Source organism: Larkinella fluvii (assembly GCF_051857545.1).
In the GTDB taxonomy this organism is placed as follows: domain Bacteria; phylum Bacteroidota; class Bacteroidia; order Cytophagales; family Spirosomataceae; genus Larkinella.
On the sequence record NZ_JBPZHB010000007.1, the window covers coordinates 102,568 to 125,867 of the forward strand.

Annotated in this window: 19 protein-coding genes; 14 read left to right on the plus strand and 5 right to left on the minus strand. The window is 53.8% G+C overall.

Features of this window, described 5'->3' with window-relative positions; genetic code table 11:
* Window positions 1-2: 2 nt before the first annotated feature.
* The 3 genes from egtB (at window position 3) to ACS5NO_RS19370 (ending at window position 3,167) form a co-directional block, all read left to right on the plus strand.
* On the plus strand, window positions 3-1,205 hold the full coding sequence (egtB, locus tag ACS5NO_RS19360) for an ergothioneine biosynthesis protein EgtB (protein ID WP_439416671.1): 1,203 nt from the start codon (window positions 3-5) through the stop codon (window positions 1,203-1,205).
* A 14-nt stretch (window positions 1,206-1,219) separates the two neighbouring features.
* A complete protein-coding gene (egtD, locus tag ACS5NO_RS19365) occupies window positions 1,220-2,218 on the plus strand; it encodes an L-histidine N(alpha)-methyltransferase (protein WP_439416672.1) in 999 nt (332 codons plus the stop codon).
* Between the two features lie 82 nt (window positions 2,219-2,300).
* The gene (locus tag ACS5NO_RS19370) at window positions 2,301-3,167 is read left to right on the plus strand and encodes a DMT family transporter (RefSeq protein WP_439416673.1); all 867 of its coding nucleotides are present in this window, start codon (window positions 2,301-2,303) and stop codon (window positions 3,165-3,167) included.
* 34 nt (window positions 3,168-3,201) lie between these two features.
* Here the strand turns inward: ACS5NO_RS19370 and ACS5NO_RS19375 are convergent, their stop codons facing one another.
* Together ACS5NO_RS19375 and ACS5NO_RS19380 are read right to left on the minus strand one after the other, a co-directional pair.
* Window positions 3,202-4,638, minus strand: a complete 1,437-nt coding sequence (locus ACS5NO_RS19375; RefSeq protein ID WP_439416674.1) for a POTRA domain-containing protein — start codon at window positions 4,636-4,638, stop codon at window positions 3,202-3,204.
* The gene (locus ACS5NO_RS19380; protein ID WP_439416675.1) at window positions 4,628-5,014 is read right to left on the minus strand and encodes a BlaI/MecI/CopY family transcriptional regulator; all 387 of its coding nucleotides are present in this window, start codon (window positions 5,012-5,014) and stop codon (window positions 4,628-4,630) included. The genes ACS5NO_RS19375 and ACS5NO_RS19380 overlap by 11 nt, the downstream gene beginning before the upstream one ends.
* Before the next feature lie 309 nt (window positions 5,015-5,323).
* Between ACS5NO_RS19380 and ACS5NO_RS19385 the strand changes: the two genes are divergently transcribed.
* Complete coding sequence (locus ACS5NO_RS19385) at window positions 5,324-6,376, plus strand: hypothetical protein (protein ID WP_225309627.1); 1,053 nt, start codon at window positions 5,324-5,326, stop codon at window positions 6,374-6,376.
* 103 nt (window positions 6,377-6,479) lie between these two features.
* On the opposite strand, the gene ACS5NO_RS19390 is transcribed toward ACS5NO_RS19385, so the two are convergent.
* The 3 genes from ACS5NO_RS19390 to ACS5NO_RS19400 all read right to left on the minus strand — a co-directional run bounded on the left by ACS5NO_RS19390 (window position 6,480) and on the right by ACS5NO_RS19400 (window position 12,092).
* Window positions 6,480-7,043, minus strand: a complete 564-nt coding sequence (locus ACS5NO_RS19390; protein WP_439416676.1) for a phosphonate degradation HD-domain oxygenase — start codon at window positions 7,041-7,043, stop codon at window positions 6,480-6,482.
* A 101-nt stretch (window positions 7,044-7,144) separates the two neighbouring features.
* A complete protein-coding gene (locus ACS5NO_RS19395; RefSeq protein WP_439416677.1) occupies window positions 7,145-8,626 on the minus strand; it encodes a SusD/RagB family nutrient-binding outer membrane lipoprotein in 1,482 nt (493 codons plus the stop codon).
* Between the two features lie 142 nt (window positions 8,627-8,768).
* The gene (locus ACS5NO_RS19400) at window positions 8,769-12,092 is read right to left on the minus strand and encodes a SusC/RagA family TonB-linked outer membrane protein (protein ID WP_439416678.1); all 3,324 of its coding nucleotides are present in this window, start codon (window positions 12,090-12,092) and stop codon (window positions 8,769-8,771) included.
* A 369-nt stretch (window positions 12,093-12,461) separates the two neighbouring features.
* Here ACS5NO_RS19400 and ACS5NO_RS19405 point away from each other — a divergent pair, with 369 nt between their 5' ends.
* The 10 genes from ACS5NO_RS19405 to ACS5NO_RS19450 all read left to right on the plus strand — a co-directional run bounded on the left by ACS5NO_RS19405 (window position 12,462) and on the right by ACS5NO_RS19450 (window position 23,295).
* Window positions 12,462-13,061, plus strand: coding sequence for a Pvc16 family protein (locus ACS5NO_RS19405; RefSeq protein WP_439416679.1), 600 nt, complete (start codon window positions 12,462-12,464; stop codon window positions 13,059-13,061).
* Between the two features lie 54 nt (window positions 13,062-13,115).
* On the plus strand, window positions 13,116-13,946 hold the full coding sequence (locus tag ACS5NO_RS19410; RefSeq protein ID WP_439416680.1) for a hypothetical protein: 831 nt from the start codon (window positions 13,116-13,118) through the stop codon (window positions 13,944-13,946).
* 24 nt (window positions 13,947-13,970) lie between these two features.
* A complete protein-coding gene (locus ACS5NO_RS19415) occupies window positions 13,971-16,187 on the plus strand; it encodes a phage tail sheath family protein (RefSeq protein ID WP_439416681.1) in 2,217 nt (738 codons plus the stop codon).
* Window positions 16,188-16,200: 13 nt separating this feature from the next.
* Complete coding sequence (locus ACS5NO_RS19420) at window positions 16,201-16,635, plus strand: phage tail protein (RefSeq protein ID WP_138992092.1); 435 nt, start codon at window positions 16,201-16,203, stop codon at window positions 16,633-16,635.
* Between the two features lie 3 nt (window positions 16,636-16,638).
* Window positions 16,639-17,088 carry a phage tail protein gene (locus ACS5NO_RS19425; RefSeq protein ID WP_439416682.1) on the plus strand — a complete coding sequence of 150 codons (450 nt, stop codon included), beginning with the start codon at window positions 16,639-16,641 and terminating at the stop codon, window positions 17,086-17,088.
* Window positions 17,089-17,091: 3 nt separating this feature from the next.
* Window positions 17,092-17,256 carry a DUF5908 family protein gene (locus tag ACS5NO_RS19430; protein WP_439416683.1) on the plus strand — a complete coding sequence of 55 codons (165 nt, stop codon included), beginning with the start codon at window positions 17,092-17,094 and terminating at the stop codon, window positions 17,254-17,256.
* Window positions 17,257-17,365: 109 nt separating this feature from the next.
* On the plus strand, window positions 17,366-18,085 hold the full coding sequence (locus tag ACS5NO_RS19435; protein ID WP_439416684.1) for a CIS tube protein: 720 nt from the start codon (window positions 17,366-17,368) through the stop codon (window positions 18,083-18,085).
* Between the two features lie 16 nt (window positions 18,086-18,101).
* Window positions 18,102-19,859 carry a type VI secretion system tip protein VgrG gene (gene vgrG / locus ACS5NO_RS19440; protein ID WP_439416685.1) on the plus strand — a complete coding sequence of 586 codons (1,758 nt, stop codon included), beginning with the start codon at window positions 18,102-18,104 and terminating at the stop codon, window positions 19,857-19,859.
* A 7-nt stretch (window positions 19,860-19,866) separates the two neighbouring features.
* Entirely contained in the window at window positions 19,867-20,325 is a 459-nt protein-coding gene (locus tag ACS5NO_RS19445) for a GPW/gp25 family protein (protein ID WP_439416686.1), read from the plus strand.
* Window positions 20,326-20,337: 12 nt separating this feature from the next.
* Window positions 20,338-23,295 (plus strand): baseplate J/gp47 family protein, encoded by a 2,958-nt coding sequence (locus tag ACS5NO_RS19450; protein ID WP_439416687.1) that lies wholly within the window; start codon window positions 20,338-20,340, stop codon window positions 23,293-23,295.
* The last annotated feature ends 5 nt before the right edge of the window (window positions 23,296-23,300 follow it).

Below are 23,300 nucleotides of genomic sequence, written 5' to 3' on the forward strand. Positions count from 1 at the left end.
TGATGTTACAGGAACCTGTTTTACCCCAAACCGTTACCCTGACTGAAGCCTACCAGCGCGTCCGAAGCTGGACAGAGCAGATCTGCGCTTCGCTGGAAACGGAGGATTATGTCGTGCAGCCCACGGCCGATGTCAGTCCGCCCAAGTGGCATCTGGGCCATACCACCTGGTTTTGGGAGCATTTCATCCTGACACCACACGCCCCCGGTTACCGCATTTTTCACGATGATTTTAGCTTTGTTTTCAATAGCTACTACGAATCGGTGGGTCGGCGGGTGCTGCGGACCCAGCGCGGGAACCTGAGTCGCCCAACGGTGGCCGAAGTTTATCGCTACCGGGCCTACGTCGATGAAGCCATGACCCGGTTTTTAGCTGAGCGTTCTGCAAGCGCTGAACTCGAAAAACTGATCGAACTGGGACTGAACCATGAGCAGCAACACCAGGAATTGTTGATCACCGACATCAAATACATTCTGGGACACAATCCGCTCTTCCCGGCCATCGACATGCCGGTCAATGAGCAGCTTGCAGATTTGCCAATTCCGGCGGTGAACCTACCGAAAGGAATCTATCCCATTGGTTTTCAGCCGGAATCGGGCGGTTTTTGTTTTGATAATGAGCTAGGGTCTCACCGGGTTTACCTGCATGAAACCACCCTCGACGGCCAATTGGTTACCAACGCCGACTACCTGGAATTTATCGAAGCGGGCGGCTACCGTCAGTTTCAGCACTGGTTGTCGGATGGCTGGGCCTGGGTGAAGGCCAACGGGATCGAAGCACCTCTGTATTGGCACCGAGTTGAAGACCAATGGAATACCTACACGTTTTCCGGCCTTCAACCCGTCGATCTGACTTTGCCGGTTTGCCACGTCAGTTATTACGAAGCCGATGCGTACGCCCGCTGGCGCGGTCGGCGTTTGCCGACCGAAGCGGAATGGGAAACTGCCGCCCTTTTGCCTGCCGATCACCGCCTGGCCTGGGGCCTGCGCTGGGAATGGACGGGATCGGCCTACCTACCTTATCCTGGTTTTAAAACCGCCAAAGGCGCTGTGGGTGAGTACAATGGCAAATTCATGAGCGGCCAGATGGTCTTGCGCGGAGGGTCCATTGCTACGCCGGAAGGACACAGCCGCCCCACGTACCGAAATTTTTTCCAACCCGACAAACGATGGCAATTCACCGGCATTCGGCTGGGAGCCCTCTGAATGCTGACCACTCCATGACAAAGATAGATTCATCGTTGAATGACTCGCTGGTGCTGCAAAGTGACCTTGCGAATGAAGTGGGCACCGGCCTGACCAAAACGCCGAAACGGTTGCCGTCACGTTTCTTTTACGATGACGAAGGAAGCCGCCTGTTTGCGGAAATCATGCACCTGCCCGAATACTACCTGACCCGCTCCGAATACGAGATTCTGGATACGAACCAGGCGGAACTGCTCCGGCTCTTTGCCGCCGACGGTCGGCCTTTCGAGTTGATTGAACTGGGAGCTGGCGATGGCCTGAAAACCAAAATCCTGTTGAATCATTTCTGGTCAGAACAGGCGGATTTCACGTACGTTCCCGTCGACATTTCCCAGGCTGCCATCGATAACCTGACGGCGGATATTCGGAAAAAGTGGCCTCAAATGCCGATTAAGCCCCGGCACGACGATTATTTTAACGCCATCGAACAGTTATCGAACCGCTCAGAAACTGTCCAGAACCGTCCCCGGCTGGTGGTGCTCTTTCTGGGATCGAACATCGGCAACTTCTCTCCCACCGAAGCCCGCGATTTTTTCCGGCAAATCAGCCAGTCGCTGCAACCGGGTGATCTGGTGCTGACGGGGTTTGATCTGCAAAAACATCCGGCGGTCATTCATGCAGCTTACAACGACCGGCAGGGTTTAACGAGGGCCTTCAACCTGAATCTGCTTCGGCGAATCAACCGCGAACTGAACGCCAATTTCGACCTCTCCGCCTTCGATCACTACGAAATGTATCATCCCGAAACCGGTGAGGCCCGGAGCTATCTCGTCAGCCAGAAAGAACAAACCGTAGCGATTCGGGATCTGAACCTGACCGTGCCGTTTGGATACGGCGAGATCATTCACACCGAAATTTCACGCAAATTTACCCGGGAGGGCATTGCGCAACTGGCCGAACAAAGCGGTTTTGAACTGACCAACTGGTTTACGGATTGCAAACACTACTTTGCCGATGTCATTTTCAGGAAATAATACACTCCCGGAATCAACGAAACCTTCGGGGGTTTTCCAACGTTAGCTGGCACAAGCGAATGCTTCGCCTTACCTTTGCGGCATGAAATTTCTCCTGCCCGGCCTGCTGTTTGCCGCTTTGTGGGCCTCCGCTTCTGCGGCCACTAAATTTGGTGTCCTGTCGGCCGACCCGCTCATTCTGGCCAACGTCCGATTCCTGATTGCCGGACCGCTGATGTTACTCGTAGCCCACGGTTTTCAACGCAAATCGCTCCCCAACCGCACCGAATTCGGGCGTTTGACGATCTTTGCTCTGATGAACACCACAATCTACCTTGGCGCATTCGTTTTGGCCATCAAACAGGTTTCTGCCGGCATTGGGAGCCTGTCGACGGCCACCAGCCCGCTGTTCATCACGCTGCTTTCTGCGGCCTGGCTCCGGCGCCCCATTCGCTGGTACGAAGCCGCGGGCATTGTGTTCGGCATGGCAGGAGTCTGGGTGGTCACTTACCCGCTTCTCCAGAACAGTTTTGCCACCATTCCGGGTTTATTGATTCTGCTGGGGGGTATGGTTTCGGTGTCGGCGGCAACCGTCTATTATGCCCGCTTTAGGTGGACGCTCCCGAGTCTGGTCATCAATGGCTGGCAGGTGCTGATTGGCGGTCTATTACTGCTGCCTTTTACGCTTCTTTTTGCCGATTTCGGCCAGTCGCATTTCGACGCCCGGTTTTGGTGGTCCATTTTCTGGCTGATCATTCCGGTTTCCGTCGTTGCCCTGCAACTCTGGTTCTATCTGGTCCGGCAGGATGCCGTTCAGGCATCGCTCTGGCTGTTCCTTTGCCCGATTTTCGGTTTCGGTTATGCCGCCGTTCTGCTGGACGAACCCCTCTCGATTTACACCTTAATTGGCACGGTGCTGGTATTAGTAGGCTTGTATCTGGGGCAGCGCGACAAATTCAAGCGGCCCTGACAGCGCCGGGCCGTCGTACGGCCGCAGGCCCCGGTCAGGGTTTCCGATCAAGCACATACGCCAGATCAACGGTTTTCATTTCAGGATTAGGAATGGGATTGATATCGATCTTTTTCGGATTAAAATAGCCCGATTTCGCCAGTTTTTGCTGCGATTTTATCAGTTTTGAACGATTAAACAACTCGCCCGGCTGGATCGCAATCCAATCACGAATCTGTGCATCCGTGATGTCCTTATTCCCTTTGATGATGATTTTCCCAATCGTTGTCGGGGAACCTTCAAAAACCGTCAGAACCAGATTTACCACGTTGCCCACCCGGTTTTCCTGAACATCGACGCCGAAATACAAATAGCCTTTGTCCATATACAGCGATGAAACATCCGTCCCGACGAGGTTAAAAAGACGATTGTTAAAATCGGCTTTATCATACCGGTCGCCCGGCTTTAAATCCAGCGTTTTCGTCAATTCTGCCGTCGAATAAACTGTATTGCCTTTCCAGCTAATGCGACCAATGGGCGTCCCTTTTCCCGGCTTTTCCGACTGGGGTTGAACGGTTAGCCGGTTTTCGGCGGGTTGTAAAAAAGAACACAAAACCGTCGTGAGTGCCAGGATAGGTACAATAAGGAGGAATTTTAGCTTTTGCATGGGTTTGGATGGAGATTGGGTGAGCATTTGAATACGAAGAAAAACCGGCTTGGTTGAAAACGAATTTACTAATGCGTTGGAAGAAGGCTGCGTTGTCAGTTTCAGCAATAAATACCCGTAAGACCGGACATTTCCGATGGCACGGGTCACCTGCGAATCGACGAAATATTCGTGAATCTGCCGGATTGAATGATTGAAATAAATGACAACGGGATTGAACCAGAATACGATGCCAACGATTTCAAACAGCAGCAGATCAATTGTATGCCACTGTGTGACATGCAGTTGTTCATGTTGCAACACCTGAGCCCGTTCGTCTTCGGTTAGCGAATGATCATCGGAATTGAGAAAGATGCAGGTCAAAAATGAGAACGTAGGCAACGCCGATTGCCGATAAATGGTGCAATAACGCCCCAATTCTACCTTTTCGGCCGATTGCCTTAACCGGAAAATGGCGTGCAGGTTTCGATAAAAACAAATGGTTTTATACAAACAGCCCGCGAGATACACCGTCAGCAGAATCCTCTCGATCAACGCAGCCGAAAAAAACGCCGACCTTGGGACTTCTGCCGGATGAAACGCTCCGCCCGATGAACGGATCGATGGCAACTGAAGCCGAAAAACCGCTTCAGTGACGGTATTGATCCCGAACTGCCCCGGTAGTGGCAAGAGCGGAATCAGGAGGCTCAGCCCCGCGCAACCGAGCAAATAGACCCGGTTCCACTGAAAGTAGGTCAGGCGGCTGAAAAAAAATCGGTAACCCAACGCAAAAACTGCCAGCGAAACCGATCCCCGAGACAGATAACTCCATACATCAGTTGCCATGATCCGGTTGGGTTGGGTCGGTTTCTTTATCAAGCATTTCCACAATACGCTGAACCTCTTCCGAACTCAGCTTTTCTTCGTTTACCATAAACGACACGACTTTCTCCGGCGAGCCTTCAAAATAATTCATCAGGAAATTCCGGAAGGTAAATTTCCGGTACGCGAGTTTCGACACCGTCGGAAAATATTCGTGGGTTTTGCCGTAAGCTTTGTGGCCCACAAAGCCTTTTTTCTCCAGAATGCGGATGAGCGAAGAGATGGTGTTGTAAGGCGGTTTGGGGTCGGGCATGCCATCGATGACATCCTTGACAAATCCTTTTTTGATGGCCCACAGAATCTGCATCACCTTTTCTTCCGTTTTGGTCAGTTGTTCCATGCACCAAAACTAAAACGTATTTTTCAGTTATACAACGTATTTTTCAGTTATATAACGTCAAAATACGTTAACAGCCTCAAAACCGGGCGTTACAGGGTGGAAAACAAAGGAAAACCGGGGCGGACAGCCCCGAAAAAAGGATCGCTAAGAAGTGTTTTTTGCCAGCGAAAACCGACTTTTCGGGCCGCTATTCAACGCTCGTTCTAGGAGCCAAAAAATATATTACAAATACCTGATTGTCAAATACTTGAATCCATAAAATAATTCTGCTTTTGTGAACATTGCCAGCAGATTTTATGTTCTTATTGTATGAACGAGAACACAGAAAAATTGACAACTCAAGAGGGCAAACTGGTGTCGTTTGTGCCAGCCCAGCCCGTGGACGAAACCTGGCGGAAATCCATTCCGGCGCAGGTGTTTCTAAACCACTTCTTCGCGATTGATTTTCACATTCAACGACAAAACGATCTATTCGATCTGCGTCGTTTTCCGCTCTTTCAGGACTTTGCACCCGCCGTTTCCGACGAACAGCGCAAGGCTTTGGAAAAGTTGCTACTCAATAGCTGGAGTGCCGAATATGCCCTCCGGATTACGCCGGTGGTTAATGACAACCAGTATCTGCAAAGCTCGCTGCACTGGACGTTCCCGCAGGCCTATTACAGCGTTTTGTTCAGCGTAAGGGCTTTCCTGCACACGATGGGAGAACCGGTCAGCAATGAGGAGATCATTCGCCGACGCATCGGAAACATGGTTGTACGGGGTTATTATCCGGCTTCGGTGGGTTTCTACGCATCCGGTCCCTTGAATGGTTACCGGACGATGCGGTTGCCATTGGCAAAATTCGACATTGCGAAACCGGACCTGACCCTGCCTTCGCGCGAGTCGGCCGCCCAGATCGAGATTGCCCAGTTTCTGAAAACCTCCCGCGACCGGCGCATCAAAGCCCTGCGGCAGGCGATTCAAAACAATCCCAAAACCGCGCTGCGGAGTGCGCGGACGGGCAAGGTTCTGCAAAAATTTGGCGTTGACCAATACAAGCAGTTGGGAAAACAGATTGGCTACACGACCTATTTCGATGCATTGAGCCGGCTGCGGATTTCGTCGAGCAACCGCGAAATCGAGCGGTTTGTCGAATCGGAAATCGATGTTCGGTTGTTTCACGAAAGCCTGGTCAACATCGTGTCGCATATCAATGCCGTTCACGAAGCCTACATTGCCAAAGCACTCGGTATTCAGGGGTATAAAAACCTGATTGCCAAACTGCCCTCCTACCTTCAGGAAGGATTCCTGCGCGATCGGCTGAACACGGTTATCGAACCGATGCTGCGCCCTGAACAGCAGGAACTGCGCATTGCAGCGTAAGCAATTATAAATGTAAAATGATGAATGATAAATGTAAAAGTGCCCGATTTGGGAATACTTTTACATTTATCATTCATCATTTTACATTTATGATTGCTTTCTTTTATTTCCCTTCCAGATACAATCGGCATTTCTCCAGATACTGACCAACGGGCGGCATTTCCACTTCCGTTTCCTTGGCCAGTTCATCCCAGCCGCGAACCTGCAAAATGCCCCGGAAATACGGATTGGCTTCAAACGCCTGGGCTTCTTCTGCCGACATCGGCCCGCCCTGAAATTCCAGCGTTTTCAGGCTGGCTTCCGAGAGTTTGTTGAAGTAGGCAGGATTTTTATACGTCAGATACCGCTTCGCATTGACGTGGTGCTCAATCAGTTGGGCGACTTTTTCCGAAAAACCGCGTTCCCGCAGCCAGTCCGCACCCAGCTTTTCATGATCGACGCGACCGTAATCATCCATATGATCTTCCGCCAGATCCGACGGCAGCAGATGACCGATATCATGCAGAAAAGCCGCAATGATCGTTTCATCATCGGCACCGGCCCGCTCGGCCAGCATCGCCGATTGCAGCATGTGTTCCAGTTGCGAAACGGGCTCCCCGTAATAATCATCCGACCCATGCTGATCAAACAGTTCGGTGATTTCAGTAATCGTCTGCTCGGTGTTCATTTTTTGAATGAGTGAATGAGTGATTGAGCGATTGAGTGAATAGGGTGCCAGGAATCCGGCAGGTTATTCACTCAATCGCCCAATCACTCATTCAAAATTGGTTATTTGTCCCACCACACGGCGGTGTTGATATCATTGACTCCCTGGCGGGCGATGGCTTCTTCGACGGAGGTTTTGTTCAGGTTCAGTTCCGAACTCGGATACGGAAACCGAACCGGAACCTTATTGCCGTTCAGATTCGATGGACCCGGCGTAATGGCGGGATAACCCGTCCGGCGCCAGTCGAACCATCCTTCCAGACCGCTGTAAAATAACGCAATCCATTTCTGAGTTCCAATCAATTCGAGGGCTTTTGCGTCGGTGAAAGCCACACCCGTCTGAGCCAGATAACCCGCCGGAACGTCAAGACCATAATAGCCGAAGGACGCTGCAATGCCTTTTTCGTAATAGCTTTTGGCATCGCCGGTAATCAGTTTTTTCTGGGCAGCCTCCGCCAGAATAAACTGCAATTCCGCGTAGGTCATGATAATCCCTTTGGCAATGTTCAGGTTAGCCTCAGTCGGCGTACCAAAACCGTCGATGTAATACGTGGCGCCAACCCGCGAAACGTTCTGAGCACCACCATTATAGGTCAGCGCCGAGTTATCGTCCAGACCATTCGGCACACCGACATAGGCTGGCTTTCCGGCGGCTACCGACGCCACCGTCGGGCGGGCAAAAACCGCCAGACGCGAGTCATTCAACTGGGTCAGTCTGTCACCCAGCGTTTTGCTCAGCCGAAACTCATCGAACGAACCCACCCGCGCGGTGTAAAGCGGAAACTGGTTTGGAACCGTCGGCAGATACCGCAAAGCCGCATTGTCCGTGTTGCTCGTAAAAACCGGCGTCGTCGTCGGGTTGCTCACAATCGCCTGCAAATCCGCCTTGATGTCGCGTTTGTTTGAAATCCGCATCAGATACCGCACCCGGAGCGAGTTGGCCATTTTTTTCCATTTCGTCACATCACCCCCAAACAGAATATCCCCGTTGACAACGCCATTTTCCGGGGCCAGCAACGCACTGGCATCGGCCAGGTCTTTCAGAATCCCGTTGTAAATCGTTTCCTGGGTGTCGTATTTCGGGAAATAAGCTGCGTCTTTGCCTTTGGTGGCTTCCGTATAGGGCGCATCTCCGTAGGCATCCGTCACCAGTGACATCATCCACGACTTCATCACCAGCGCAATGCCCTGGTAGTTTTTCTGAACCGGCGTCGTACTGGACGCGATGTTGTACATATTCTGAACTTCCCGAAGCGTCGAGTATGTCGTGTTCCAGATCCCATTCTGTTCACCCCACAGATACCGGTCTTCGTTTACAAACTGAATTTTGGCCGTATACTGCATCACGCTGTTGCCGATGCCCCAGGCGGTTCCCATGTTCTCGTTGACCGTCGACCGGATGATGTTCGGCAGGAGCAGATCCGCCGTGACGGTATTCGGAACGTTGGGGTTGGTATTGATCTCTTCAAACTCGTTGTCGCAGGACGTGCCGACAGCAATCAGCAGCGTCAGGCAGGCGACTAATTTTAGATATGTTTTTTTCATAAGAATGTTATGGTTGAATGGCTGGAGGGTTAGATGGCTAAGATGGTTTTAATGGTTAAAAATGGTTGGATGGCTTGGTATTCCGGTAACCATTTAACCATCCAGCCATAATAACCATCTTAACCATTTAACCTTGAACAGCTTACAGATTGAAAGATAAGTTTACACCGTAGTTACGCGCCGACGGAATGGCGACCGATTCCGAACCCGGAATGATGGTTCCGCCCGATACCGAAGCGGTCTCCGGATCGATGTGCGGTACTTTGGTCCACAAAAACAGGTTGCGGCCCACCAGCGAAACCGTCACGTTCCGGAACGGCAGTTTTTTGCCCATAATCGAGTTCGGCAGCGAATAGCCCAGTTTCACTTCACGCAACTTGGTGAACGACGCATCGAAAATGGCGTCTTCCAGCACCCGGCGACCCAGTGTAAAAGCCGAATGCCACTCGCGGGCCGAAATCCGGCGGGCATTGGCGGCAAACTGACCTTCACCGGTTTTCACCACACCCGGCACCACATAATACGTCCCGGCCGGCGCATTGGTAAACGTCTTGTCAACCGAGTTGTCGTAATAACCATTTTCGCGTCCCTGCAAGGTTTCGACCAACTGACCCGCTTCACGCCCTACCACGTACGTGTGGGAATAGACCTCTCCGCCTTTGCGAATGTCGAACAGGAAGCTCAGGTTGAAGCCTTTGTATTTGAACGAGTTGTTGATCCCCGCCAGCCAGTCCGGGTTGTAATTGCCCAGTTTTTGCAATGAGGTTGTCGAAATCGGCCGACCGTCGGCGGTGATCACCATCTGGCCTACATTCTGGCCGGTTGGGTCGTAATACGGGCTCTTCGGATCGCTGCTGACGCGCTCGTAGGCGTATCCGTACATGTCGCCCATGCGCTCGTTGACGCGGGCCTGCACCGAGAAATACCGGCTGGCCAGTTCATAGGTCGAAACGCCGTTGGCCAGTTCGAGGACTTTGCTGCGGTTTCGCGAGAAATTGACGTTCATATCCCAGCGGAAACCAATGTTGTCCATCCGGATCGGCGTCAGGTTCAGCATCACCTCAATCCCGTTGTTCTGAATCCGGCCCGCGTTCTGCACAATCTGGCTGTAGCCCGTGGTGCCCGAAAGCGGCAGGAAGATGATCTGGTTTTTACTGATCGTGTTGTAATACGTGAAGTCCAGACCCACCCGGTTTTTCAGGAACCGCAGATCAAAACCGTATTCCTGTGAACTGCTGATTTCCGGTTTCAGGCTCAGGTTCGGAATCCGCGTCGATTCGCTGAAGGTCGGCGTCGTTCCCCAGGGTGTTCCCGGATTGAAGGGCTGCGAAAACTGGTACGGTTCGGTGTCATTTCCAACCTGCGCATAGCCCGCCCGAACTTTGGCGAACGATACCCATTCCGGCATTTTCACCCAGTCGCTCACCACCGCACTGAGCGTTCCCGACCAGTAGAAATACGAATTATCGGCCATACCGACCACGCCCTGCGGCAGCGTCAGCGTGCTCGACCAGTCGTTCCGGCCCGTCATTTCCAGCGTTAATTTATCGAGGTACGTCAATTGCGCCGACGCAAACATACTGTTGATCCGGCGATCGGAGCGGTTTTGCGAGTATTCGAGCGGAACCCGGCTGTTGTTCAGGCTATACACGCCCGGAACCGTCAACTGGGGCGCAAAATTGTCGATGTAATCGTACTTGTTCAGCCGTTGATTCCCCCCCAATGTGCCGCTGAGCGTAAAGGCATCGTTGAGTCGTTTGTCTACCAGAAACAACAGGTCGGTGTTGCGCTCCATCGTTTTCACGGCTTCGCGCCGGTACGAACCATACGGATACCGCTGCGTGCTGAATGCCCGCTGCCGCACCCGCAGTTCATCCTGATAATCGACCTGCGTCCGGCCCTGCACCGACAACCAGTCCGTCAGTTGATACGACAGCGTGACGTTCCCAATCACCCGGTTGATGTCCTGACCGTTGGTATTTTCGTACATGTTAAAGTACGGGTTATCGTGGTAGTTGTAGTTGAAGTTGAACTGCTGAATACCTTCCAGACCCGGTTGCCAGTAATTCCGCATCGAAGCCATGTCGATGTGACGGCCCCACCAGCAGTTGAGCAGATACATGATGTTTTCCGTTCCGTAGCTCAGGTTCGGGCGGTTGTCGCTGTGGTTGCGGATGTAACTCACATTCGTCCGCGCCGTAAAGCGGTCGGTGAGTTTGTAACCGGCATTGACGTTGAAGGTGTTCCGCGTCAAATCCGTATTCGGAACAAAGCCTTTCTGATCCAGGTTGGTAAACGACATCCGGAAATCGCCCTTGTCATTGCTGCCCGTTACGGCAACGTTATTCGTTACGATGCGACCGGTTTCGAAGAAATCGCGGATGCTGTTCGGGTGGGCAATGAACGGCGTAGGTGTTGCCACACCGGGGCCACCCGGCACTTTGGTATCACCGGCGCGATAGCCTTTGTCGGTGGGCGAATCGTGCTGAACGATCAGCCGACCGTCCATTTTGGGCCCCCAGCTTTCGTCGACGCCATCGCGCAAACCACCACCGGAACCGTCTTTGAACGAAAATTCGCCATTTAACCCCTGACCGTAAACGTTCTGATAATCAGGTAGTCGTAGCACAGATTCAAACGTCACGTTGGAGTTGACACTGACGCCAATGCCCTTGGTTCCCTTGCCGGTTTTGGTCGTGATCACCACCACACCGTTGGCCGCCCGCGAACCGTAGAGCGCCGTGGCGCTGGCTCCTTTTAAAACCGTCATCGTTTCGACGTCGTCCGGATTGATAAAACCGGCCCCGTTTCCGTAATCGGCATCCTGGTTATTACGCCCCGATGAACCGACAAAGTTGTTGTTGATCGGCAAACCGTCAATCACAAATAGCGGCTGGTTGGCGTTGATGTTCAGCGACTTTTCGCCCCGGATCGTGATCCGTGACGAGCCGCCGATCCCGGATGGGCTATTGACGACGGTCACCCCCGCAATCTTTCCCGCCAACTGGCTGACCAGGTTGGTTTCGCGGGCTTGTGAAAGCGCCGAATTGTCGATTTTCTGGGTCACGTAGCCGAGGTTGCGTTGCTGTTTGGAAATCCCCAGGGCCGTCACAACCACTTCGTTCAGGGCTTGTGTGGAAACCGTCAGCGTAACATTGATCGTCGTTTTGGAACCGACCGGCACTTCCTGCGCTTCAAAACCGATAAAAGAATAAATTAAAACCGATGACGGATTCGGAACGTTCAGTGTATACGTTCCGTCGGTGCGGGTGGTCGTACCGGACGTGGTGCCTTTCACCAGAATCGAAACGCCCGGCAGCGCCTGCCCGCCTTCCGACGATACAACCTTGCCAGTGATGGTCTGGGCCAGCAAAGGCAAGCCCATCAATAAAATAGCCAGAGTCAGGACAGCCCGACGATAACTGACCCTTCCTGACCGAATCGAAGAAGGTAGCTTTTGTGTCATAGTGTAGTTTGGATGTTCCGGTTTTACGGAAAGTTGAACGATGGATACGAAACGATGGATGCTTTTACGAAACCGCAAAAGTACCCGGCACTTGTGTCGGAATTATTACCGAATTATGAACTTTATACTACCAGGAGAAAGAATAATACAAAATTTGCCTTATACCCTGATTAGCAGCATAAATAAGTAGTTCTGTTTTAAAATTAAAAATAGTATATCGAATTACTTAAAAAAATATTTGAATAATTCGGAATAGCCTTTGGCACAAAATGACCGCTTAATTAACGGTTTGCCGTTAAATAAATGCTTCATGGGTTCTGAGCGGCAGGATGAATACCTTTCTGCCCGGTCCTAAACCTCTGTCGTGCTATGATCTATGAAGCGCTGGAACTGATCCGCTCCGAACTGGAGACGTATGTAAAACCGCTCGCGGATGGCATAACGGTCAATCTGGGCAGCATTGCCGCGGTTGCCGGCACGCAGGCCAACACAATTCTGATTGGTTTGGTCCATCTCGAAGAAGAAGCAACGCTCAAAAATACCAGCCCCTACCAGCGCAACAGCACCACCGGCGGTTTCGACGTCCGGAACCCGCCCGTTTTCCTGAATCTCTACGTGTTGATCAGTGCCAATTATTCGGGAATTGGTGACTACGAAACCGCCCTGAAACTGCTCTCGCGAACGGTTCAGTGTTTTCAGCAAAAAAATCAGTTTACGATTGCCAATACCCTCACGGATAAGATCTTCGACGACGCGCAGGCCCTGATGCTGCGCATGACCGTCGAGTTGTACAGCCTCTCGTTCGAGAAACTGAATCAGCTCTGGGGAACCCTCGGCGGCAAGCAGGTGCCATCGGTCGTGTATAAGGTCCGGGTCGTGGAAGAACAGGCCGAAGGGCAACTCGGCGCCGGAACCCAGATTCTGTCGATTGAAGGCGTTCGAAAACCGATCCCGATTTCTTCGGATTGAACGTCCTTCCCATCCTGACGCCTTTACGTCCTCACCCCTTCACAATATTTTCCGATGAAACCGCTTCTTCCCGAATCGTTTGGCATCAGCTACCAGGTTCTGTTCACCGTTCGGGTGCTCCACCGGTATTTCCTGGATTTTGGCACCACGCCCTTCGATACGGAAGCGCCATCGGCTGAAGCACGAAAAAAAATAGAATTGATCCGGCGGGGGTATGACGTCGCCCAATTCCTGGCGTTTCTGCCCGATGCCCCGACCCAGCAACGCCTGAAAAACCAGCGCATGCTCTTCAAAAAACAGGCTGACGGTTTCGTGGTGCTGGCGGCTACCGAAAATCCCCGCAGTCCAACGCCCTTCCTGCCCCTTGCTGCAGGTCTGAAGTTCGTCTTCGCGGTGTATCCGACCGATCCGTTTTTTATGCTCTATACGAACCTGACGCCCGAAGTCATGAACGAGTTGAAACGACCGATGCGCGGTTTCCGGCTTAAAAACCGCAACTCATCGGAAAACCCGTTGGAAAATCAATTGAATACCGGTGAAACGATTCGGATGGCCGATCTGGAAGACCAGCCACCTGAACACGCGGTGACCGGACGGCTGGAGCGGCCCCTGGGCTTCATCGAAATTGAACACGCCCCCCCGACCCGCAGCCTGCTGACGGCGGAGGATGCGTTTCAGCCCACGCTGACCTACACGCTGACGCTGCAAAACCGCACGACCCGCTGGCGGCTGAAAAACGATGCGCCCGGTGACTTTGCGGGCGAACACCAACTGGTAAAAAACGGACTGATTCCCGTGGTGAACGGCACGACCAAACTCGTCAATCCGACACCCGCGACCACCACCTTCGAAAACGACGGACACTTTTATTCCACGATTTACTAAACCCCAGTCAAACCTCCTCTGCTCATGGCAAGTACACTCAATTTAGCGACGCTGAAAACTCCGGGCGTCTACATCGACGAGGTGTCGCTGTTCCCGCCATCCGTGGCCCAGGTCGAAACCGCCATTCCGGCCTTTATCGGCTACACCCGGTTTGCCGAAAAAGATGGCAAGGACATTACCGGAAAAGCATTGAAAATCAAGTCAATGGTCGATTACCGGACGTATTTCGGCGGTGGACCGGATCGGGAAATCACGGTCAGTCTGGGTCCAACCAACGCCGTAAAAACGGTCGACATGCAACCAGCCTGGTACCTGCACGACAGCCTGATGCTGTTTTTTGCCAATGGCGGGGAGAAATGCTACATCCTTTCGGTGGGCGGATACGACACCAATTCCGTTTCCCAGACCCATTTTACGGACGCCATCGACGAACTGAAAAAACACGACGAGCCCACCCTGCTCGTGATGCCCGACCTGATGCTGCTGACCAACCCGGCTCACATTGCCGCCGTGCAGCAGGCGGCCATCGACCATTGCAACAAATTGCAGGATCGCTTCGCCATTCTGGATGTCAAGGTGAGCGATCTGACCAAAACCACCGTCGATGATGCCGACATTACTGCTTTCCGGGGCAGCGTTTCCAACTTTCTGAAATACGGAGCGGCCTACTATCCCTGGCTCAAAACCTCCCTGCCGTTTGACATGAGCTTCGCCGGTCTGACGATCACCAAAGGCGGAAATCCAACCACGCTGGGTGCGCTTCTGGACCCGGGTGCCCCCAACAACGCCCTGCTGACCGAAGCGGACACGCTGGCGACCGATGGGTTTGCCGACGCAAAAGCCATTCAGAATGTGGCCGTTCCGGCGGTCGTGGACTACCAGGCTTCGGCGGATAAAGAAGCCAAAAAGACGTTCATCTCGGCCGCCATTACCGCTTTTGATGGAATTGACCCGGACACGGTTTTCAAAAACAAACCCGTTCAGGATGTGCTGAAAGCCTTTACCGATGCGGGAAATGCCGAATGGCTGGCGATCCAGAGCGATAACACGGCGCTGGTGGTTACGGGTGATCCGGGCACCCATTCAACGGATGCCGCCATCGACGCGGTTTTTAACCGGCTGGTTGCCTACATCACGCGATTCAAAACCGAGGCAAAAACCGCCCTGCCGGCTTTGCTGACGGCCAAACAGCTCGAAATCCAGCAGAAAATTCCGCTGTTTGCGCTGGTTCGCAAAGCCGAAACCCTCGTCGCCGATCAAATGATCGTCAATGACCTGGTGGAAAGCAGTAAGGCGGCCTATGAAGCGGCCGGTACAACGGCCACCAAAAAAACGGAGTTGCTGAAGGCGCTCAATGCGTTTAACGGTTCCCCCGCTGCACTGGCGTTTACGAATACCGATGTTCGGCTGAGCTACCAGGACTATACGGACCAGGCCACACCTTCGGCCGCCGGGAAAAAACTGACCGATCTTCTGGCCAGTGCAACGGCCCTGTCGGGTTCCAATGCGTCGGCTTACGACGACAAGTTTGCGGAAGTGACCGGTTACATCGCCGAATTTCAGGCGCTCCTGACCGCGCGTCTGAAATCGCTGGAACTGGAAATGAAGTCGAAAATTCCGGTGTATGCCGCCATCGTTGCGGCCACCGAAGCGCAGGGCATCATTCTGCCGCCCAGTGGTGCCGTGGCCGGGGTGTACGCCAGCGTCGACGAAAACCGGGGCGTCTGGAAAGCACCGGCCAACGTGGGCATCTCCAACGTCGTCGGGCCAACGGTTTTGATTACCGATTCCGATCAGGAAAGCCTGAATGTCGATGTCGAAGGCGGCAAATCCATCAACGCCATCCGGTATTTTACGGGCAAGGGAACGCTCGTCTGGGGTGCGCGAACACTGGCGGGCAACGACAACGAATGGCGCTACGTATCGGTTCGGCGGTTTTTCATCATGGTGGAAGAGTCGGTCAAGAAAGCCTCCGGCCAGTTTGTCTTCGAACCCAACGACGCCAATACGTGGGTGAAAGTGCGAGCCATGATCGAGAATTTCCTGACGCTGCAATGGCGGGCCGGGGCGCTGGCAGGGGTCAAACCGGAGCACGCATTCTACGTCCGCGTTGGCTTGGGCCAAACCATGACCTCCCAGGACATCCTGAACGGTTTTCTGATCGTCGAAATCGGCATGGCGGTGGTTCGTCCGGCCGAATTCATTGTCTTACGCTTCTCCCACAAAATGCAGGAATCTTAACGCATAACCGATCATGGCAGCAGTCTATCCATTACCCAAATTTCATTTTCAGGTTGAGTGGGGCGGAGTCCGCCTGGGATTCTCGGAAGTGACCGGTCTGAACGTCGAAACCGACGTGATCGAATACCGCGAGGGCGCATCGCCCGAGTATCACAAAATCAAAATGCCCGGTTTGCAGAAGTTCCCCAACATCACCCTGAAACGCGGGACGTTCAAAGCCGACAACGAATTTTTCAACTGGTGGAATACCGTGGCCCTGAACACCATCGAACGTCGCAACCTGATTATCAGCCTGCTCAACGAAAATCACGAGCCGGTGGTGGTCTGGAAAGTCAAGCAGGCCTGGCCGTCGAAAGTGATGTCGGGCGATTTGAAAGCCGACGCCAACGAGGTGCTGATCGAGAGCATCGAGCTGGTGCACGAAGGGTTGACCATCCAGAACGAATAAGGTATGGCGGGGCTAGTCTATCCACCGGTCGGCTTTCATTTTGTGGTGGAATTTGAACTCTTTCCAAAGACGGACCAGGACACCCGGTTTCAGGAAGTCACGGGGCTGAACGTCGAAATGCAGATGGAAAGCATCCGGGAAGGGGGCGAAAACCGCTTTGAACACCAGTTGCCGGTTCGCACCAAATACAGCGATCTGGTGCTGAAACGGGGCCTTTTCGTGGGGTCAGACGTGTACCGATGGGCGAAAGACGCGTTCGAAAACTTTCAGTTTCAACCCGTTAACCTGTTGGTAACGCTGCTCAACGATCAACACGCTCCGCTGGTTTCGTGGCATGTGGTGCATGCGTTGCCGAAAAAGTGGGACATCTCCGCTTTCAATGCCGAACAGAACACCATTGCCATCGAAACGCTGACGCTCACGTACCGCTATTACACCACCATCCGAATCTGAACCATGCCCATTATTATTCGTGAACTGGTCATCACGGCCACGGTCGACGGCAATGCCGCCCGACAGGTCACCTCAGCCGCCACCCCGCCCGCCGACGCGCAGAAGCAACTCGTCCGCCAGTGTGTCGAGCAGGTGCTGGCTATTTTAAGGGAGAAAAACGAACGGTAAGACGGTTTTCAGTTTACGGTTTACGGCTTACGGTGGCTGACGCATACTCAGGATGCGTCAGCCACCGTAAACTGAAAACCGTAAACCGTAAACCATAAACGGCTTAACTATGCTGGGTGAACTGGTTAAAATGAAGCTGACGGGTTATCACGATGTTGGTTTTAAAGAACGAACGGGTGAGGAATACACGGCGGTGGTCAACCCCGAAACCTACACGCTGAACTACGAAATTCAGGCGAATCAGGAAAGTGCGGGCGGCACAAGCGCGAACCAATCGACGTTCAACAAAATCGCTCCGCGCAAGCTGGAGTTTGAATTTCTGTTCGATTCCACGGGTGCCCTGACGCCGACGGGAGCCGCCCCTCCCCGGTCGGTCGGCACCAGCCAGGGCGTTTGGGAGCAGGTGGAGCAGTTGAAGAAAACGTCGTTCGATTTCATCGGTGAAACCCACCAGCCGCCGTACGTTGAACTGGCGTGGGGCAAGTTGATTTTCAAGTGCAAAACCGAGAAAATCAACATTACCTACAAGCTGTTCAAACCCGACGGAACGCCCGTCCGCGCCATCGCCAAGGTCAGTTTTGTGGAGGTCGTCAACGACGAGCTTCGCACCAAAAAAGAAAAAACTGCGTCGCCGGATCTGACCCACCTCCGCACCGTTCAGGAAGGCGACACGCTGCCGCTGATGTGCCACCGGATCTACGGCGATTCGACGCTCTACCGGGAAGTAGCCCGCGTGAATAAACTGGTGAATTTCAGAAAACTGGTAGCCGGGCAACGGCTTTTCTTCCCGCCTATCGACAAACAGCAAACCGTAAACCGTAAACCGTAAACGATACACCGTCCCCATGCCCGAGAATCCGCGCATACTCGAAACCCCCGCCCCCCGCGACCTGCCCACCTACACCCTCTTTCTGGAAGAGCAGGCGCTGGAAACGACGTTTCAGGTGTTGTCGATCCGGGTTCAGAAGGAGGTCAACCGGATTCCAACCGCCTACCTCACGCTGAAAGACGGCAATCCGGCATCTGGAAATTTTCCGGCCAGCAACGACAGCCGGTTTGTTCCCGGAAAAAAGCTGGAAATCAAGGCGGGGTATCACCAAACGGAGAAAACGATTTTCAAAGGCATCCTGGTTCGGCAGGGAATCGAAGCCCGGTCGACCGGAACCACCCGGCTGAACCTGCTCGCCAAAGACGTCTGGGTGAAAACGACGCTCGCGCCGAAATGCCGGTATTTCACCGAAAAGAAGGATTCGGAAGCCGCCGAAGAAATCGCGCAGACGTATCGTGGGCTGGAAATCGACGCCGAAGACACCGGTTTTCAGCACGAAGAACTGATTCAGTATGACGCCACGGACTGGGATTACCTCGTGATGCGGGCCGAAGTCAACGGCAAATTGTGCCTGACCGACGATGGAAAGCTGACGATTCAAAAACCGGATTTTGATCAGGAACCGGTGGTCGAATTGCAATTTGGGGCCACCATGCTGGATTTCGACGCCGAAATGGACGCTCGCGATCAGGTCACGACGCTGAAAACCACCACCTGGAATTATGCCGACCAGGAACTGGCCGAAGCCGAAGCCGCCGAACCGACCGGAATCGAATCGGGAAACCTCTCGGCGCAGGATCTGGCCGAAGCGTTGACCGCCGAAGCGGTTCTTCAGCACGGCGGAAAACTCGAAACGGAGGAGTTGCAAATCTGGGCCGATGCCGCGCTGCTCAAACGCCGGATGGCCAAAATCCGGGGTCGGGTGCGGTTTTACGGCCATGCCGACGTCAAGCCGGGTCTGATGATCAGCCTCGGCGGGCTGGGTGACCGCTACAATGGCAAGGTGTTCGTAACGGGCGTCAGTCACCAGTTGGCGGAAGGCAGTTGGGAAACGAACGTGCAGTTTGGGCTGAGTCCACAGTGGTTTGTGTCGGAAATGAACGTCGGCCAGACGCCAGCCGCCGGGTTGTTGCCCGCTATGGGCGGTTTGCAGATTGGCGTGGTGACCGGTCTGGAAGGCGATGCAACGGGCGAGGAGCGGATTCTGGTACGACTGCCGGTGATCGATCCGGCGGCCGAAGGCACCCGCGCCCGCGTCGCCAGCCTGGATGCCGGCCAGGAACGGGGCTTCTTCTTCCGGCCCGAAATCGGCGATGAGGTGGTGGTCGGTTTTCTGAACAACGACCCGCGCGAGGCCGTGGTGCTGGGCGGTTTGCACAGCAGCCAGAAAAACCTGCCGGAACCCTTTACTACCACCGACGACAACCACCAGAAAGGCTACGTTTCGCGCAGCAAACTGAAACTGGTTTTTGATGACGAGAAGAAAATTTTGACCATCGAAACCCCGGCCGGAAATCTGTTCAAACTGGACGAGGACGCCAAAAGCATTACGCTACAGGATCAGAATGGTAACAAACTGATTCTAAACGACCAGGGTATTCAACTGGAAAGCAGCAAAGACCTGACGCTGAAAGCCGCCGGTAACGTCAAAATCGAAGGCGTTGGCGTGGAAGCCAAAGCATCCGCCCAATTTAAAGCAACCGGTTCGGCGGGTGTGGAAATGAGCAGTTCCGCCACGGCGGTTTTGAAAGGGTCAATCGTACAGATCAATTAACGAAACGATGGTATCGGAAAACGATTTTTTAGGCCGGGGCTGGAGCTTTCCACCGGCATTCAACCCGCAGTCTTCGCCCAAAAGCGTGGCGATGACGGCGGGGCTGGCCGACATCGAGCGCAGTTTGCACATCCTGCTGACTACCCAGCCCGGCGAACGGCTGATGGTGCCCGATTTCGGTTGCGACCTGCAGGATATGCTCTTTGAACCGATCAGTACGGCTTTGCAGGCGCGGGTAAAAGACCGCGTCGAAACGGCCATTCTGTATTTCGAACCCCGGATCGATCCGCTTGATGTCACCATTGAAGAACCGCCCGAACAGCCTGGCTTGCTGCTGATTACGGTCAACTACCGCGTTCGCAGCACCAACACCCGGTACAATTTTGTGTATCCGTTTTACAAGAACGAAGGAACCGAAATTTCGAATTCAGCCGACCCTTCCAGCCTGCCTTCCTTTAGCCGTTAACAAACCACACCCATGTCGCAGCCGTGTCCCGACAAAAATCCGCTCCAACGCGATGGACTCAGTCAGCCCCAGCGCCGACTCCCCGCGTTGCAACCGGAAAACACGCTCCTCGATGAGCGCAAGCCGGAAGACTTGCTGCGGTTTCTGGCTCTATACGCCCAGGAAGCCCGAATCCGGTTTTTCGACGCCACCAATACGCCCGACAACGGTGCCCTCTGGGCCGACCTGATGAATTATGAGCGGTATTTTTCGCTGGATGAGCTAAAGACCCGCAGCGACATTGAACCCCATTTTGCACTGATTCTCAGCTTTCTGCACCTGTTTGAAAAGCTCCAGGCCCACCAGAATACCTTAACCAAACGACACCTCGATTTTTACTACCGGGACGTATTGCAACTGAGTCCGCAGGCCCCGGTTCCCGACCGCGTCCACATTTTGTTCGAGTTGGCCAAAAACGCAACAGAGCAGATCATTGCGGCAAAAACCGAACTGGACGCGGGGAAAGATGGTCAGAAACAGCCGCTGATCTACCAAACCGCTCACAACCTGACCGCCAACCGGGCGAAAATCAGCCATCTCCGGACGGTTTTTCGGTCCGCTTCGAAAGTCTATTGTGCGCCGGTTGCCAATACGGCCGACGGCGTCGCCGAAACCCTCACGCCCGAAAATCCGGGCTGGAACGGATTTGGCCCCAAGGGCGGTGCCAGCAAAAACCGGTTTCCCGAGGCACGGCTGGGGTTCGCGCTGGCGTCGCCGGTTCTGCTCCTGGCGGAAGGTTCCCGGGAAATTACGGTGCAAATTTTTCCGCCGACGGACTTTAAACTTAAGAAAAAGGCGTTGCACCTCCGCGTTCAGCTCAGCGGCCCCCAAGCGTGGCTCGACGCCAGTGCGGTAACCACAGAGGTAGACGAAGCGGTCATCACGCTGGTGGTGAAGGTATCGGCCACCGTAAAAGAAGCCATTGTAGCTTTCGACCCGGCGAAACTTGACGGCGGTTATGCCACCGATGCGCCGGTTATGCGCTGCTGGCTGGCAGACGACGAATCGTATGACGACTGGAAACAACTGAGAATCCGTTCCGTACGAATTGACGTTAAGGTCGATGGCTTAAAAAAAACGCTGGTGCTGGAAAATGACCTCGGTCCGGTCAGTTCCGAAAAACCGTTCATGCCCTTCGGCCCCACACCCGCTGTAGGCTCCACCCTTGCGGTACGTTGCGACGAAATTCTTGCCAAATCGCCGGAAACCGTCACCGTTCACCTGACGGATTGGGTTGGATTGCCCGCAAATTTGAGCACCTATTACGAAGCCTACGGAACACCGTATACAACCCCAAACGCTTTCACGGTAACCGGAGACATTTTGGCCGTTCCCAAAAAAGGACTGCCCCTCTTCCAGGCAGCAAACGCAGAATTCAGACTAACCACCTCTTTACCAAGCACTTCGCCGACAGAAAACAACCCTGACAACCTCCTGAAAATCACCTTGGAATCCGATTTTGGTCATGCGGTTTATCCGCAGAAGCTAACCCAGGGCGTGATCGATCAGGCCAAACGGACACCCGGTCCGCAGAAAATTCCGAATCCGCCGTATACGCCGGTTTTGAAAAGTCTGACGGTCGATTACACCGCAACGACGGGGCGGGTTTTACTCCTGGGGCCCGAAACCGGCCATGACGGGGCGTCGTTTGCCAGCCGCCCCCTGCAATGGTTTCATCTCGCGGCTTTCGGGCAGGCCGAAGAGCACGGTTATTTAAATAAGACTCAAACCGTTTATTTGCTACCGCAGTACAACCGCCACGGAACCTTTTTTATGGGTTTACAGGATGTCGGTCCGCAGGAAGCTGTCGCCATTCTGTTTCAGGTGGAGGAAGGAAGTGCCAATCCGGAAAACCAGGTGCCGACGGTGGAATGGAGCGTGCTGGTCCGGAATCAATGGCGTTTGCTGACGCGGGATGAGATTCTTTCCGACACCACCAACCACCTGCTGACGTCCGGCATTATTCAATTTCTCCTTCCGAAAGAAACAACCACCGACAATACGCTATTGGAAGCCGGTTTTGTCTGGCTGCGCGCCGAACTGAAAATCGGTTCGGGGGCCGCGCCAATCGACAGCGTGTGCAATTTTGTGGGCCTGCACCCCCAGGCGGTTTTGGCCAATTTTACCGACCAGAACAACGATCCGGCGCATTATGATTTACCGCTGGCGGCCGAAACCATCCAAAAGTTGCGCCGGAGCCTGGCCGCTGTGAAGGCCCTCAAACAACCGTATGCGTCGTTTGGCGGTCAACCGCAGGAATCGGACGCAGCCTATTACACCCGCGTCAGCGAACGGTTGCGACACAAACAGCGGGCCGTCAGCATCTGGGACTACGAACACCTGGTTTTGCAGACGTTCCCCAACGTGTATAAAGCCAAATGCCTGAATCACACCAAAGTAAATACCGACGGCCAGACCTTGACGGAACTCGCCCCCGGTCATGTCACCCTCGTAGTCGTGCCGGATTTGCGGAATTTGAAAGACGTAAATCGGTTTGAACCCCGGGTTGATCTGAATACGCTGAGCGTGATCGCCCAATTCCTGCAACACCGGGCGGGCAAACCGGTCACGATTCAGGTCACCAACCCCCGCTACGAACGGGTGAAACTTCGTTTTCAGGTGGCTTTCCGACCCGGTTTTGAACCTGCGGTTTACAAAAAAGTGCTCCAGCAGGATCTGATTGCTTACCTGACGCCCTGGGCGTTCGATACACAGGCCGAAATCGCCTTCGGAGGAACGGTTTACAAAAGCACCCTCCTCTCCTTTATGGAACGAAGAGATTACGTGGCGTTTGTCACGGAACTGAAAATGCAGCATTTCGTGGGCGACACCAGCACCGGGGAAGACCAGGAAGTCATTTCGGCATCGGACGCCCGGGCGGTTTTGACCTCTTTCAGCGAACATGAAATAAACGACTTTACGGGCTGTTGAGGCCC